The organism is Polynucleobacter sp. MG-28-Ekke-A2 (assembly GCF_035012985.1).
Taxonomy (GTDB): Bacteria; Pseudomonadota; Gammaproteobacteria; order Burkholderiales; family Burkholderiaceae; genus Polynucleobacter.
In genome coordinates this window covers 62,256-77,707 of the sequence record NZ_JAYGQU010000004.1, presented here as the reverse complement: position 1 = coordinate 77,707, position 15,452 = coordinate 62,256, and the positions used below count along the sequence as shown (strand labels likewise).

Sequence of the window (15,452 nt, the reverse complement as noted above, 5' to 3'; positions counted from 1 at the left end):
AAGGCTACCAAGTTGGTAGCCTTTTTTCTAACTTCGAATTTCAAATTGCCACTAAGTTGGCACTCATGCAGAACGCGTCTTCATATACTTAGCACGCATTGGACGTAGTACGAAAAATGCCAGGATAGCCGCAGTAGCATCCAATACGATCATGATGCCAAATACTGGCAACCAGCTTTCAGTCACGCCATGAATATAGGCTGCAACTGGGGCGCCGATAATAGAACCAACGCCTTGAGCCATGTACAAGAAACCATAGTTTGTAGTGGCATGCTTTTGGCCAAACGTATCAGTCAAAGTAGATGGGAATAAAGAGAAAATCTCACCCCAACCAAAGAACACGATACCTGAGAGCAATACGAACATGACAGGATCTGAGCGTGTCATTACCCATGCAAACATAGCAACTGCTTCTAAACCAAAAGCAATCGTCATGGTGTATTCACGTCCGATACGATCAGATACCCAACCAAATATTGGCCGGGTTAAACCATTGGTAACGCGATCGATTGTTAAGGCTAAAGGCAAGGCAGCCATACCAAAAACCATGGCCGATGTAACGCCAAAGTCTTTTGCAAATGCGCCCATCTGAGAGATCACCATCAAACCTGATGTAGACATCATGGACATCATCAAAAACATCAACCAAAATACTGGTGTCTTTAACATTGTCTTTGGAGCAACTCCTGTTGCAGCGGCCTCTATTTGATCAGCTGTTTGTACGCGATCAGCGTGAGGAACGCGAATGCCTTGAGCAGCCAATAGTCCAACGGCACCAATGATGTAGCCAAAGAACGTCAACGTGCCCTGAATCCCTGTCTCAGTCAAGCTAGTGGAGATTGGGAAGGTCGTCAGCAATGCACCGATACCATAGCCAGCAGCAACCATGCCTACTGCAAAGCCACGATTATTTGGGAACCAACGAACCATTAAGCCAACAACGCCGATGTAAACAATACCGGTACCCAAGCCACCTAACACACCATAGGTGAGGTAAAGATGAGATACGGTAGTCAGGTTAGCCGAAAGAACCCAGCTTGCACCGGTCAGAATAGTACCGATGGATAACAAAAGGCGAGGGCCAAACTTATCAACTAAGTAACCCTGAAACGGCGAGAAAAAAGTCTGTAAAACAATCAAGATCGAAAATGTAATTTGCAACTCTGTCAAAGTAACACCGAGCTGACCCATGATTGGCTTAGTAAATAAAGCCCAAACATATTGAGGGCTGGATATGGACATCATACAAATGACGCCTAAAGCCAGTTGCACCCATTTCGACTTTAGGGGGTTGCTACTAGTACTTTCCGTACTCAATGCTGCTGTTGTCATGTAAATCTCCTGAGCTTTGTTTAATCAAAATTTCTAAAAAACTTTTGTTAATGCATTTTGATCTAAATTTGCGGGTAATTACTAAGGAATTCCCTTGGATGGTGCAGAAACGTTTATTTTGATGCAGCTTGGTGCACCAATAAAACCTTTGAATAAGGGCCTAATCGGGCAAGGAAAATGGAATTAGCTCTGCTTCCAACGAGCCATTGCAGCCTCATCGGTGACGCGGGCATCAACCCAGCGAGAACCTTCAGGGGTATCTTCTTTTTTCCAGAAGGGGGCAGCAGTCTTGAGGTAGTCCATGATGAACTCACAGGCAGCAAATGCTTCGCCTCTGTGTGCGCTAGTAACCGCCACTAATACGATTTGATCTTCGGGCAGTAAAGGTCCAACACGATGAATCACTAATGTCTGATATATATCCCAGCGTGATTTAGCTTGATCAAGAATTTCTTGGAGTGCTTTTTCAGTCATGCCGGGGTAATGCTCAAGCGTCATACCTCTTACCTGGCTACCGTCATTCATATCTCGCACGGTGCCCAAGAAGGAAACTACCGCACCTACTCGCAGATCACCTTTACGTAATGCCAATATTTCTGCACTGACATCAAAATCGCTTTTTTGAATTTTGATTGGCATTTCAGCCCCCGGTTACCGGAGGAAAGAAAGCTACTTCAGCACCATCTTGCAATGCTGCATTTGCATCAACCATGTGCTGGTTCAAGGCACAACGCAAGACTTTGCCATTTGCTAAGACTTCAGACCATGGATTACCACGTTCAATGAGGTGCGCTCTGAGATCGGCAATGGTTTTTACTGTCGCCGGGATGGTGATACTCTCTTGCGAGATGCCAAGCGATTCACGTAGTGAGGCAAAGAATCGTAATTCGAGTTTCATGAGCTAATCGTAAACCGATTACTTGAGCAGTGCATCAAATGGGATGTACTTCACCAAATCGCCAGCTTTAATTGGCTGATTTGGCGCGCAATCAACCAGACCATCACCCCAAGAGACGCTAGTGAGCACGCCAGAACTTTGATTAGGAAATAAATCTAAGCCGCCATTGCTATTCAATTTGACACGCAGGAACTCATTGCGTCGATCGGCTTTCAACCAATCAAAATCTGCGCGCATTAAATACGACTGAGGAAGACTAGCTTCACGACCCTGCAACTTCAGAATAAAAGGACGTACAAACAATAGGAAAGTTACAAAACTAGATACCGGATTACCTGGCAAACCAATAAACCAAGCCTCACCATCCTTAGGTTCGTCTGATTTTCGGACCGCACCAAACGCTAATGGCTTACCTGGCTTAATCGCGATCTGCCACAGATCCAATCTTCCTTCAGCAGTAACTGCTGGCTTGATGTGATCTTCTTCGCCAACTGAGACACCACCAGAGGTAATAATTAAATCATGGTCCTTGCTGGCTTTACGCAATGCTGCACGGGTTGCATCTAAGCGATCTGGGACGATACCCAAATCAGTGGCATCACAACCCAAAGATTTAAGGCAGGCCAATAAAGTGTCGCGATTGGAGTTATAAATGCCGCCTGGTTTTAATGGCTCGCCAGGAAGAGCTAATTCATCGCCAGTAAAAAAGGCGGCGACCTTGACGCGGCGTTTAACACTTAAGTGAGTCAAGCCCGCTGAAGCAGCTACGCCCAACTCTTGTGGGCGCAAGAAAGTACCTGCAGTAAGAGCAGTTTTGCCAGCAGTTAGATCTTCGCCTCTACGACGAATCCACTGACCTGCTGTTGGAGGAGTATTGATAGTCACTTGACCGCTTTCACCCTCTAGTGTGCAATCCTCTTGCATCACGACTGCATCCGCACCAGGAGGCACAGGGGCTCCTGTGAAAATTCTAGCGGCAGTGCCGGACTCTAATGGGGTTCCCATCGATCCAGCCGGAATACGTTGCGCAATCTTGAGTGATTTTCCTGAAGTAACAATATCAGCAGAGCGAACCGCATATCCATCCATCGCAGTGTTATCGAGTGGAGGGACATCAACAAGGCTGCTGACGTTTTCAGCAAGCACCCGGCCTAAAGCGGCCTGCATAGCAACATTCTCACTCTCACCAACAGTTTGAGAATGAGAAAGTAAGTGATCTAAAGCCTGCTGAGCAGTCAACATCGGTGGCTTTGTCATAGAGTGATTATTTATTGCTTAAATTTTCTAAGTTAAGAATTAACTTAGATGTGTAGTAATAAATGCTTTAACTTGATTCACGTCAGCATCGATATTTTCTACGCGCTGTGGCTTAGATTTAATGTCTTTAAATGCTGGCGGACATTCTGCTGGACGACCCAAAGCAATTTCAATTGTTTCCTCAAACTTAATGGGGAGCGCCGTCTCAAGGACGATCATCGGGATTCCAGCTTGCAAATGCTCACGAGCCACTTTCACGCCATCAGCGGTATGGGTATCAATCATGACGCCATAGCGTTGATCAATATCACGAATTGTTTCTAAACGATTCTCGTGAGTGCTACGGCCAGATTGGAAACCGTATTTACCCAGATCTTTAAAGACTGTCTCTTTTGAGATATCGAAACCACCCGCCTCATCCACTTGCTTGAACATGGTTGCAGTTGCTTTACCATCTTGACCCATGAAGTCAAAAACAAAGCGCTCGAAGTTGCTGGCCTTAGAGATATCCATCGAAGGACTGGAAGTATGCAACGTCTCAGCAGACTTACGTGCACGATAGACGCCTGTGGAAAAGAATTCATCCAATACATTGTTTTCATTGGTAGCAACGATGAGATGCTCGATAGGCAAACCCATCATGCGGGCGATATGACCAGCGCAGACATTGCCGAAGTTACCGGATGGTACGGTAAATGAGACTTTTTCAGAGCTGGACTTAGTGGCCAGTAGATAGCCTTGAAAGTAGTACACCACCTGAGCCACTACACGACCCCAATTGATGGAGTTCACGGTGCCAATTTGGTTCTTCGCTTTAAAAGCGTGATCGTTGCTCACCGCCTTAACGATATCCTGGCAGTCATCGAAGACACCAGCTACTGCTAAGTTAAAAATATTGGGATCTTGTAAGGAATACATCTGTGCAGATTGAAACGCACTCATCTTGCCGCGGGGAGAAAGCATAAACACCTTCACACCCTCTTTACCGCGCATCGCATATTCAGCTGCGCTACCCGTATCACCAGATGTAGCGCCCAAAATATTGAGCTGCTGACCTTTCTTCTTGAGAGCGTACTCAAAAAGATTGCCAAGCAATTGCATGGCCATATCTTTGAAAGCCAAGGTTGGGCCATTTGAAAGACTCAATAGACCGATACGTGTTCCCTGCTCTTCCCCCAACCAATGCAAAGGCGTAATGTCTTTGGCATTGTCTTGAGCGCGACCATTACAGTAAACCTGCTCTGTATACGTTTTACGCAAGATTGCCCGTAAATCTGTCTCAGGAATATCGTCGCAATATAGGCTCAATACTTCATAAGCAAGGTCGGCGTATGACAAGCCGCGCCAAGCATCTAGCTGCGCTACAGTAACTTGTGGGTACTGAGTAGGCAAATACAAGCCGCCATCAGGCGCCAATCCACCCAACAAAATTTCTAAGAAGGATTGTTGTGGACTATTGCCACGAGTAGATTGGTAACGCATGTATTTTGCTAAGTTTTACTTAAGACAGATTTTCTAAACGGATCTTCACCACTTCGCCAGCAACTGTCTTGAGATTCTGAATCTCTTTAATCGCGGCAAGCATGTTCTTTTCTTTGGTCTCATGAGTGAGGGCTACCAAATCAGTTTGACTTTCACCTTCATCAGCCTCTTTTTGTAAGAGCGCATCGATGGAAACACCGTGTGATGCCAAGATCTTTGTGATATCCGCTAACACCCCAGCCTGATCAGCTACACGCAAGCGCAAGTAGTAGCTAGTAGTGATCTCGCCAATTGGTAATACTGGCGTGTCATGCACAGCATCTGGCTGGAAAGCCAAGTAAGGTACACGATGTTCTACATCAGCACTTAATAAACGAGTGATGTCCACCAAGTCGGCAATCACTGCTGAGGCCGTTGGTTCTGAGCCAGCACCTTTACCGTAATACAAAGTAGTGCCTACAGCATCGCCAAATACCTGAACGGCATTCATGGCGCCCTCAACGTTTGCAATCAAACGCTTGGAAGGAATGAGAGTTGGGTGCACACGCAACTCAACACCAGTTGACGTTTTCTTGGCAATACCAAGTAACTTAATGCGATAGCCCAATTGTTCGGCATATTTAATATCAATCGCATCTAATTTAGTAATGCCTTCAATGTGTGCTTTTTCAAACTGCATTGGAATACCAAATGCAATCGCACTCATGATGGTAGCTTTATGTGCTGCATCAACGCCTTCGATATCGAAAGTTGGATCCGCTTCTGCGTAACCCAATCGTTGTGCTTCTTTAAGCACGGTGCCGAAATCCAAACCTTTATCGCGCATCTCTGACAAGATGAAATTGGTTGTACCGTTAATAATGCCGGCAATCCATTCGATGCGGTTTGCAGTTAAACCTTCACGCAAGGCTTTAATAATGGGGATACCGCCTGCGACGGCAGCTTCAAAGGCAACCATCACGCCCTTAGCATGCGCAGCCTTAAAGATTTCGTTACCGTGAACAGCAATCAATGCTTTATTAGCTGTAACTACATGCTTACCTGCGGCAATTGCCTCAAGAACCAAGTCTTTAGCGATGCCATAACCACCAATAAGCTCAACAACGATGTCGATCTCTGGGTTATTGATCACGGCACGGGCATCACTTACCACTTGTGCGCGGTCTTTAACCAATTCTTTGGCACGTTCTACATTTAAATCAGCAACTGTATTAATACGAATGCCGCGCCCAGCACGACGAGTAATTTCATCCTGGTTACGCTCGAGAACAGTGAATACGCCACCACCAACAGTGCCAATACCTAACAGACCTACTTGAATCGGTTTCATGATGCCTTTGCTGCAGTTGAAGAAGCCTTACGGCTGTGTTTATTACGATAACGCTCCAGAAAACGGGCAAGGCGGCCTATAGCTTCCTTGAGAACATCTTCGTGAGGCAAGAACACTACACGGAAGTGATCAGGTTTGCCCCAGTTGAAACCAGAGCCCTGCACTAACAATACTTTTTCTTCTTTCAAAAGATCGGCTACAAATTGCTGATCATCTTCAATTGGATAAACCTCGGGATCTAGCTTTGGAAATAAATACAAAGCAGATTTTGGCTTTACGCAAGTCACGCCTGGAATATCAGTTATAAGCTTCCATGCAAGATCACGTTGCTTTGCAAGGCGGCCGCCCTCACCCACCAAATCATTAATACTTTGGTAACCACCCAATGCTGTTTGGATAGCATACTGACCTGGCACGTTCGCACACAAGCGCATTGAGGCCAACATATTGAGACCCTCGATATAGTCGCGGACCATTTCTTTATCGCCTGAAACTACCATCCAGCCAGCACGGTAGCCGCAGGAACGGTAATTTTTAGAAAGGCCATTGAAGGTAATAATGACTACATCTGTAGACAAAGAAGCTAATGAAAGATGCTTCTCACCGTCGTACAACATCTTGTCGTAAATCTCATCCGCAAACAAAATCAAACCATGCTCACGAGCAATTTGAGTTAACTCAAGCAACACTTCTTTAGAGTAAATCGCACCAGTAGGATTGTTTGGATTGATCACCACAATCGCTTTGGTACGCGGTGTAATTTTTTTACGGAGATCGTTTAAGTCAGGTGCCCACTCTTTGGATTCATCACAAAGATAGTGCACTGGTGTGCCACTCGACAAACTGACTGCAGCAGTCCAAAGCGGGTAATCTGGTGTTGGAACTAAAACTTCATCGCCATCATTTAAGAGTGCGTTCATCGACAGAACGATGAGCTCAGAAACACCATTGCCGGTATAGACATCATCTAAGGTCACACCTTGAATGCCCTTTTCTTGGCAATACTGCATGATGGCTTTGCGAGCAGCAAAAATTCCCTTGGAATCAGAATAAGCTGAGGCATTGCTTAAATTGCGAATCATGTCCAACTGAATCTCTTCAGGAGGATCAAAACCGAAAACCCCTACGTTTCCGATGTTTAATTTGATGATTTTGTGGCCCTCCTCCTCCATGCGCTGAGCAAGCTCAAGCACCGGCCCACGTATGTCGTAACAGACGTTATTGAGCTTTTGGGACTTTAGGATCGGTTTCACAATAAATTTAAGGGTAAGTTCTTGAAATATGAGAAAAAACAGCTAGCTATAATCCACATAATTATGACAGAGAGTCCACTTGAAGCTTCAATCTGACCCCCATTCCGGAGCGAATACGATCACTGGCTATGGCGATGGCTACGTAGAGATCAATAAGATCCCTTACGACCATGCGGTCCTACTCAGCTCGGACGGCGCCATCTCTAACTGGTCTGCGCAAACATTTGATAGCTTAGAAGCCAGTCATTTCGCGCAAATGGTTGATTTAAAACCAGAATTAGTCCTCATTGGGACCGGTAGCCGCCAGCGCTTTCCCAAGCCAGAACTCCTTAAATCCTTGATTGCAGCCAAAATTGGCTTTGAAATCATGGATTCTAAAGCCGCCTGCCGCACTTACAACATCCTAGTCGGCGAGGGTCGTCAGGTCGTGCTTGCCCTGATAGTGGAACCCACTTAATGCAATTTGGCCAAATTCGGCAGTCATCAGCCCTGCACCCAGGAAAGATTTTGCTGCTGGTCATTATTTACGGCTTGCTTTGGTTTGGCACCCTCAATTACCGCCACCTCATCCCATCCGATGAAGGCCGCTATGCAGAAATAGCACGAGAAATGCTGGTTACCGGTGATTGGATTACCCCGCGTTACAACGGTTACAAGTATTTTGAAAAACCCCCTCTTCAAGCTTGGGCAACTGCCGCCGCATTTCAAGCATTTGGTATTGGCGATTGGCAAGCGCGCCTTTGGACAGCACTAACGGGTTTCCTAACTATTCTTTTAGTCGGCTTTACTGGTGCGCGCATCTTCAATGCGAGAGCAGGATGGTTGGCTGCCGTTGTATTGGCATCGAGCCCAATCTGGATTATCAGCGGTCACTTCAATTCTCTCGACATGGGCTTGTCCTCATTTTTAGTGGCGGCTCTTTGCAGCCTCTTGCTTGCACAAACTTCCCATAACAAAAATCACTGTTGCAACTGGATGTGGGCTTGCTGGATTTTTATGGCGCTAGCAACACTATCCAAAGGAGTTATTGGCGCAGCGATTCCTGCAATGGTTTTTATTGCTTATTCCATTAGTACATGGGACTGGAAAATCTGGACGCGCTTACGTTTATTTAGTGGAACTATTTTGTTCTTAGCTATCACTGCCCCTTGGTTTGTATTGGTGGCTCAACGCAATCCTGAATTCCTAGAGTTCTTCTTTATTCACGAGCATCTACAACGCTTCACACAAGATGATCACAGTAGAACGGGCCCCATTTACTACTTTGTACCGCTACTCCTGATTGGCTTACTCCCCTGGATTCTGCAGGCCCCTGGGGCGCTTGCACAAGCATGGAGCGAGCGCCGCCGCGAATTCTCAGCAGGCTGGTTATTAGTCTGCTGGTTTGCTGTGATCTTTGCATTCTTTAGCGTATCGCACTCTAAGCTACCGGGTTACATCATCCCCGTTTTCCCAGCGCTCGCTTTAATTATTGGCAATCGTTTAGATCGCTTGCTTGGTCACACCAACACCATGGCATTGCCATGGAAATTACAGACACTTTGCTTTGCAATTTTGGGGTGTGTTGGATTTTTCTTTTTAGATGCCATTGGCAAACAAGCAAGACCTGATGAGATTGAAGCTTATGCGCAATATACCTATTGGGTGATTGCCGCATTAGTAGCGCTTGTCAGCTTTAGCGCTTACGCTGCATGGCAAAGCAAGCGCAATGGCATTCAAAGCATCGTCAGCTTTGCTTGTGGGTTCTTTCTCTGCGCCATCATCGCGGGAACAGGTCACGAGACATTGGGCCGCGCAGTTTCTGGTATCGATCTAGTAGAGCGAGTCAAAGCCTCTATTCCAGAAAAAGTGAACTTCTATTCAGTGCGTCTTCTAGATCACACTGTGCCTTTCTATTTAGGCAGAACAATGATCATGGTTGAATCACCCGATGAGCTTGAGTTTGGGGTTAAGCAAGAGCCAGAACTTTGGATGCCGACATTAAACGCCTTTATTACCCGCTGGCAAGAAGATCAAACGGCCTACGCCATCATGGTTCCAGAGCAATTTGATGCGCTTAAGACCCAGGGCTTCCCAATGCAGGAGGTCGATCGTGATTCACGCAGGGTCATTGTCAAGCATCCAGATATCTCGCAGTAATATAGGACACCATGTCAAACTTCATCCCCTTCACGCGCCCGAGCTTCAATCAAGAAACCATTGATGCTGTTTCAGAGGTATTGCGTTCAGGATGGGTGACATCTGGACCGAAGTTAGCAGAGTTTGAGGCAACCCTAAGCCAATACTTTGGTGACCGTCCTGTGCGCTGTTTTGCAAATGGGACAGCGACCATGAAGATCGCTCTACAAGTTGCCGGCATTGGCAATGGCGATGAAGTGATCACCACCCCAATTTCTTGGGTCGCAACTTCTAATGTGATTTTAGGTGTTGGTGCCAAACCAGTATTTGTGGATATTGATCCTATTACACGCAACATTGATCTGAATAAAGTGGCGGCTGCAATCACGCCAAAGACACGCGCGATCATGCCGGTCTATTTAGCTGGATTACCTGTTGATATGGATCAACTCTATGCGCTAGCCAAACAACACAAGCTTCGCGTGATTGAGGATGCAGCTCAAGCCTTTGGCTCGCAGTGGCAAGGCAAGAAGATTGGCAGCTTTGGTGACCTGGTGAGCTTTAGCTTCCAGGCCAATAAGAACCTCACCACTATTGAGGGTGGCTGCCTTGTTCTCAATAATCTCGACGAAGCAAAGCTGGCTGAGAAATTCCGCCTACAAGGATTAACCCGTCAAGGCATGGACGGCATGGATGTTGATGTATTGGGCGGCAAAGATAACTTGACCGATGTGAATGCAGCCATCGGTCTTGAACAGCTCAAGCAACTTCCCCCTTATCAAACACGTCGTGCCGAACTCGCGCGCCAATACTTTGATATGCTTCGTGCCAAACTGAAATCTGCTGGATTGGAAGGCTTGAGATTAGAACTTCCAGTAGAAAATTTCACTGATAGTAACTGGCATATGTTTCAAGTTATTTTGCCACTTGATCAGCTCAACATTGATCGCGCTCAAGTGATGACGGAGTTAAAAGATTTGGGCATTGGCACTGGCGTTCATTACCCCGCAATTACTGGGTTCACTCTCTATAAAAACCAGGGCTACAAAACTTCAGACACTCCGGTTGCCGAACGCATTGGTCGATCTATTCTCACCCTCCCCTTATTTCCCGCAATGGCAGATGAAGATATTGCCCGTATAGCCAGTGGATTGATCGGAATTTTGCAGAAATACCGCAAAAACTAGCGTTCCTGGGTTAAACCCAAAGAATCAGGCAAAATTGCAGCATGACTGCAAATTTAGTTGCCAACCCAATACTCAGCATCGTTATTCCCGTTTACAACGAGGAAGATGGTCTTCAGGCTCTATTTGATCGCCTTTATCCGGCATTGGATGTCCTGTCTGCCAAACGCAAGATCACCTATGAGATTGTATTTGTTAACGACGGTAGCAAAGATCGATCTGCTGGCATTCTTTCCAAGCAAGTCGAGTTACGTCCTGATGTAACCCGTGCCGTTTTATTTCACAGCAACTTTGGCCAACATATGGCCATCATGGCTGGCTTTGAATACGCCAAAGGCGAACACATCATTACTCTGGATGCAGACCTACAAAATCCTCCCGAAGAAATTGATGCTTTAACTGAGCAGCTATTAAAGGGTCATGATTACGTAGGCACTATTCGCGCCGATCGCCGCGATAGTTTCTTCAGAAAATTCGCTTCACGCGTTATGAATCGCTTGCGCGAAAATATTACGCGCATCACGATGACTGATCAAGGTTGTATGTTGCGTGGCTATAGCCGTCGCATTGTTGACTTAGTACGTCAATGCGATGAGAGTAATACATTTATCCCGGCACTGGCATATACCTTCTCTGCAAATCCAGTCGAAATTACTGTCAAACACGAAGAGCGTTTTGCGGGTGAATCCAAATACAGTTTGTACCAATTGATTCGCCTGAACTTTGACTTAGTCACTGGCTTCTCTGTCATGCCATTGCAGATTTTCTCAATACTCGGCATGCTTCTATCACTTGCGGCTGGTAGCTTGTTCGTCTACCTGCTAGTGCGTCGCTTCCTTCTGGGCGCTGAGGTTGAGGGGGTATTTACCCTATTCGCCCTAACCTTCTTCCTGATTGGTGTAATGCTCTTTGGGCTCGGTCTTTTAGGTGAATATATTGGCCGTATCTATCAGCAAATCCGCAAGCGTCCCCGCTATGTGGTGCAAACTGTTTTAGAGAAAAAATAATTGCACGCAGTCGTCTTTGCCTATCACGATGTTGGCGTCAACTGCCTCAAAGCACTTCTCAATGCTGGCATACAAGTTGATCTCGTAGTAACCCATCAGGATGATCCCAATGAGAATGTTTGGTTTGGGAGCGTTGCAAAACTTTGCCAAGAAAAAAATATTTCTTACATTACTCCAAGCGCTAATGAATTAATAGATTTAGTTCCCAAGCTCCAAGCGTTAGCTCCTGACTATATTTTTTCTTTCTACTATCGCTTCATGATTCCGGAGCAGATTTTGGATTGCGCCAAAATTGCCGCACTCAATATGCATGGCTCACTACTTCCAAAATATCGCGGACGCGCACCAGTTAATTGGGCAATTCTGCATGGCGAAACAGAGACCGGCGCAACTTTACACGTCATGGAAGCCAAACCGGATGCAGGAGATATTGTTGGGCAAGCAGCCGTCAGCATCGGCCCAGATGAAACTGCTACTGATGTATTTGCTAAGGTCAGTCAGGCTGCCGTGAGCGTGATCGATCAGGTCTTGCCTAGCCTTCTAAATGGAATTGTTCCCCGCAAGGCGAACGAGCTCCAAAAAGGCAGTTATTTTGGCGGTAGAAAGCCTGCAGACGGGCAAATTCATTGGAATCAGACTGCCAAACAGGTCCACGACTTGGTTAGGGCTGTTGCACCCCCTTATCCAGGCGCCTTTAGCAACCATGACGGCAAAACCATGATTGTGGCCCGCACCAGCCTAAACGGGCCATTTCCAGGCAAGCTCAATCTTGGGGTTTGTGGCATCCAAGTGGTTGATAATCGGGTATTCGGCATTTGTGGCGACCATCAAGCAGTTGAAGTATTGGAATGGTTTCCAGCAAGCAAATAAGTAGAAAATTCAGCAATAGCAAATTAGATTAAAACGAGGCAGTAGAGATGAAAAAAGTACTCATTCTTGGTGTTAACGGCTTTATTGGTCACCACCTTTCCAAGCGCATTCTCGAGACAACCGACTGGGATGTCTACGGCATGGATATGCAAAACGATCGCCTTGGTGATTTAATCAATCATCCACGCATGCATTTCTTTGAAGGTGACATCACCATCAATAAAGAATGGGTTGAATATCACATTCGCAAATGCGACGTCATCTTGCCTTTAGTGGCGATTGCAACGCCTGCAACTTATGTACAACAACCACTCAAAGTATTTGAACTCGACTTTGAAGCCAACTTACCGATCGTACGCTCTGCAGTCAAATACAAAAAGCATTTGGTATTCCCATCAACTTCTGAAGTGTATGGAATGTGTGAGGATGGTGAATTTGATCCTACCAAATCGAATATGGTTTATGGCCCAATTAACAAGCCGCGCTGGATCTACGCTTGTTCCAAACAATTGATGGATCGCGTGATCTGGGGTTATGGCATGGAAGGCTTGCGCTTTACTCTCTTCCGCCCATTTAACTGGATTGGCCCTGGTCTAGATAGTATCTACACACCAAAAGAAGGCTCATCCCGCGTTGTGACTCAGTTCTTAGGTCATATCGTTCGCGGCGAATCCATCAACGTTGTTGATGGTGGCGCACAGAAACGTGCCTTTACTTATATTGATGATGGTATCGATGCTTTGATGCATATTATCGATAACAAAGATGGTATTGCTAATGGCAAGATTTATAACATCGGTAATCCAAAGAACAATCACTCTATTCGTGAGCTAGCCAATCAAATGTTGGAAATTGCTCGCAGCATTCCTGAGTACGCAAAGAATGCGAATGAAGTGAAGATTGTAGAAACTACTTCGGGTGCTTACTACGGTGAAGGCTATCAAGATGTTCAAAATCGTGTTCCAGCAATTGACAATACGATGAGCGAATTGGGTTGGAAGCCAACCACTACGATGACTGATGCGCTCAAGAACATTTTTGAAGCCTATCGTGGAGACGTAGAAAAAGCACGTCACCTAGTCGACAAAGAATAAGCAAAAGTAAACTCAAAGGTACATGGCAAAGATAGCTCTCAAGGTTGATGTAGATACCTTACGCGGCACCAAAGAAGGCGTACCGAATCTAGCTCGTACTCTTGAGCGTTTTGGCCTGAAAGCCACCTTTCTATTTAGTCTTGGGCCTGACCACACCGGCTGGGCCTTAAAGCGCGTCTTTCGCCCAGGCTTTCTGAAAAAAGTTAGCCGTACCTCTGTTGTGGAGCACTATGGGATTAGGACCTTACTCTATGGCGTCCTCATTCCTGGACCGGATATTGGCAAGAAAGCTGCCGCAGAAATGCGCGTCATTGATAAAGCAGGTCATGAGACGGGCATTCATACGTGGGATCACGTTGCCTGGCAAGATGCAGTTCGTAATCAAGATGCATCCTGGACAAAAGCGATGATGCAAAAAAGCTGGGATCGTTTTATAGAAATTTTTGGTCATGCACCAGTGACCTATGGTGCTGCAGGATGGCAAATGAACGCCGCCGCCTTTGAGCAACTCGATCAATGGGGCATTGCCTATTCCTCTGATGGCAGAGCTGAACCCAATCTCATGCCCTATCGCCTTGCACTTCCTTCAGGAAAAGCAAAGCATGTTCAGTACCCAACCACACTCCCCACCTTTGATGAACTTATTGGCATCGATGGCGCAGATGAATTTGGCGCAGTAAAAAAGTTACTAGAAATCACTCAAAGCAATCCAAATGACCAAGTATTCACATTGCACGCTGAACTAGAGGGGCAAAAGCTATTGCCTGCGTTCGAGCAGCTGCTAGCTGGATGGCTAAATCAAGGTCATGAGCTCGTCACTATGGGCGAGCTTCATAAATCCTGGGAAGCCACCAAGCAACTCGATAAAATAGCTGTACTACCGCTGACCTGGGGTGAAATACCCAATCGTAGCGGTGATTTAATCATTCAAAATAACTAATTAATTTAATCAGCATTAGAGACAACCAACGAAGGATCATCATGACAGTAGCTATCGGTAAACCCATGCCGCAGTGTGCGATTCCAGCAACTTCTGGATTGACGTTTTCACCAGATTCTACAAAAGGCAAAAAACTGGTGCTCTACTTCTACCCTAAAGATATGACGCCGGGCTGCACTGCTGAGTCTGGAGAATTTAGAGACAACATTGAAGCATTTACCAAAGCCAATACTCTGGTAGTAGGTGTTTCACGAGATAGCCTTAAGTCACATGACAATTTCCGCAGCAAACTAGAGCTCCCGTTTGAGCTAGTTGCTGACACGGAAGAAAAACTTTGCCAGATCTTTGGAGTTATGAAGATGAAGAATATGTATGGCAAACAAGTCCGTGGCGTTGAGCGCAGCACCTTCCTATTTGACTCTACTGGCAAGCTAGCAAAAGAGTGGCGCGGCCTGAAGGTTCCCGGTCATGTGACAGAGGTATTACAAGCTGCCCAAGCCACTAAATAATTTTTACAATAATTTGATCAGAGGTGCTTGCAAACCCCAAAATTTGGGGTAAAGTGATTCATATGCACCGTAAACGACGGGAAAGTCTGACAATCCGTTTGATTCAGAAACCTGAATATCTCAGATCAGGTACGGGGAGCAACCCCCTCCGTTTTTCAAGTATCACTGCAACTAGTTT

General features: G+C 46.0%; 15 protein-coding genes. 8 read left to right on the top strand and 7 right to left on the bottom strand.

Features of this window, described 5'->3' with window-relative positions:
- Positions 1-63: 63 nt before the first annotated feature.
- The 7 genes from oxlT to VC188_RS04265 all read right to left on the bottom strand — a co-directional run bounded on the left by oxlT (position 64) and on the right by VC188_RS04265 (position 7,552).
- Complete coding sequence (oxlT, locus tag VC188_RS04295) at positions 64-1,332, bottom strand: oxalate/formate MFS antiporter (protein ID WP_215321624.1); 1,269 nt, start codon at positions 1,330-1,332, stop codon at positions 64-66.
- Positions 1,333-1,515: 183 nt separating this feature from the next.
- Complete coding sequence (gene moaE / locus VC188_RS04290) at positions 1,516-1,971, bottom strand: molybdopterin synthase catalytic subunit MoaE (RefSeq protein WP_215321623.1); 456 nt, start codon at positions 1,969-1,971, stop codon at positions 1,516-1,518.
- A 1-nt stretch (position 1,972) separates the two neighbouring features.
- Complete coding sequence (moaD, locus tag VC188_RS04285; protein WP_215321622.1) at positions 1,973-2,230, bottom strand: molybdopterin converting factor subunit 1; 258 nt, start codon at positions 2,228-2,230, stop codon at positions 1,973-1,975.
- Positions 2,231-2,248: 18 nt separating this feature from the next.
- Positions 2,249-3,472 carry a gephyrin-like molybdotransferase Glp gene (gene glp / locus VC188_RS04280; RefSeq protein WP_215322261.1) on the bottom strand — a complete coding sequence of 408 codons (1,224 nt, stop codon included), beginning with the start codon at positions 3,470-3,472 and terminating at the stop codon, positions 2,249-2,251.
- A 54-nt stretch (positions 3,473-3,526) separates the two neighbouring features.
- Entirely contained in the window at positions 3,527-4,969 is a 1,443-nt protein-coding gene (gene thrC, locus VC188_RS04275; RefSeq protein WP_215321621.1) for a threonine synthase, read from the bottom strand.
- 19 nt (positions 4,970-4,988) lie between these two features.
- Entirely contained in the window at positions 4,989-6,299 is a 1,311-nt protein-coding gene (locus VC188_RS04270; RefSeq protein WP_323483142.1) for a homoserine dehydrogenase, read from the bottom strand.
- Positions 6,296-7,552, bottom strand: a complete 1,257-nt coding sequence (locus VC188_RS04265) for a pyridoxal phosphate-dependent aminotransferase (protein WP_323483141.1) — start codon at positions 7,550-7,552, stop codon at positions 6,296-6,298. The genes VC188_RS04270 and VC188_RS04265 overlap by 4 nt, the downstream gene beginning before the upstream one ends.
- Positions 7,553-7,631: 79 nt before the next feature.
- On the opposite strand from VC188_RS04265, the gene VC188_RS04260 reads away from it, so the two are divergent.
- From VC188_RS04260 to VC188_RS04225, 8 genes are read left to right on the top strand one after another with little or no spacing between them, the layout of a single operon-like run.
- Positions 7,632-8,009 (top strand): Mth938-like domain-containing protein, encoded by a 378-nt coding sequence (locus VC188_RS04260; protein WP_323483140.1) that lies wholly within the window; start codon positions 7,632-7,634, stop codon positions 8,007-8,009.
- Positions 8,009-9,691, top strand: a complete 1,683-nt coding sequence (locus VC188_RS04255) for a glycosyltransferase family 39 protein (RefSeq protein WP_323483139.1) — start codon at positions 8,009-8,011, stop codon at positions 9,689-9,691. The genes VC188_RS04260 and VC188_RS04255 overlap by 1 nt, the downstream gene beginning before the upstream one ends.
- A gap of 11 nt (positions 9,692-9,702) precedes the next feature.
- Positions 9,703-10,857 carry a DegT/DnrJ/EryC1/StrS aminotransferase family protein gene (locus tag VC188_RS04250; RefSeq protein ID WP_323483138.1) on the top strand — a complete coding sequence of 385 codons (1,155 nt, stop codon included), beginning with the start codon at positions 9,703-9,705 and terminating at the stop codon, positions 10,855-10,857.
- Positions 10,858-10,898: 41 nt separating this feature from the next.
- The gene (locus VC188_RS04245; RefSeq protein ID WP_216157478.1) at positions 10,899-11,861 is read left to right on the top strand and encodes a glycosyltransferase; all 963 of its coding nucleotides are present in this window, start codon (positions 10,899-10,901) and stop codon (positions 11,859-11,861) included.
- Positions 11,862-12,731, top strand: a complete 870-nt coding sequence (locus VC188_RS04240; RefSeq protein WP_323483137.1) for a formyltransferase — start codon at positions 11,862-11,864, stop codon at positions 12,729-12,731.
- A gap of 47 nt (positions 12,732-12,778) precedes the next feature.
- A complete protein-coding gene (locus VC188_RS04235) occupies positions 12,779-13,825 on the top strand; it encodes a bifunctional UDP-4-keto-pentose/UDP-xylose synthase (RefSeq protein ID WP_215321613.1) in 1,047 nt (348 codons plus the stop codon).
- Positions 13,826-13,847: 22 nt separating this feature from the next.
- Complete coding sequence (locus tag VC188_RS04230; protein WP_323483136.1) at positions 13,848-14,765, top strand: polysaccharide deacetylase family protein; 918 nt, start codon at positions 13,848-13,850, stop codon at positions 14,763-14,765.
- Between the two features lie 41 nt (positions 14,766-14,806).
- Entirely contained in the window at positions 14,807-15,274 is a 468-nt protein-coding gene (locus tag VC188_RS04225; protein WP_215321611.1) for a peroxiredoxin, read from the top strand.
- Positions 15,275-15,452: the final 178 nt, after the last annotated feature.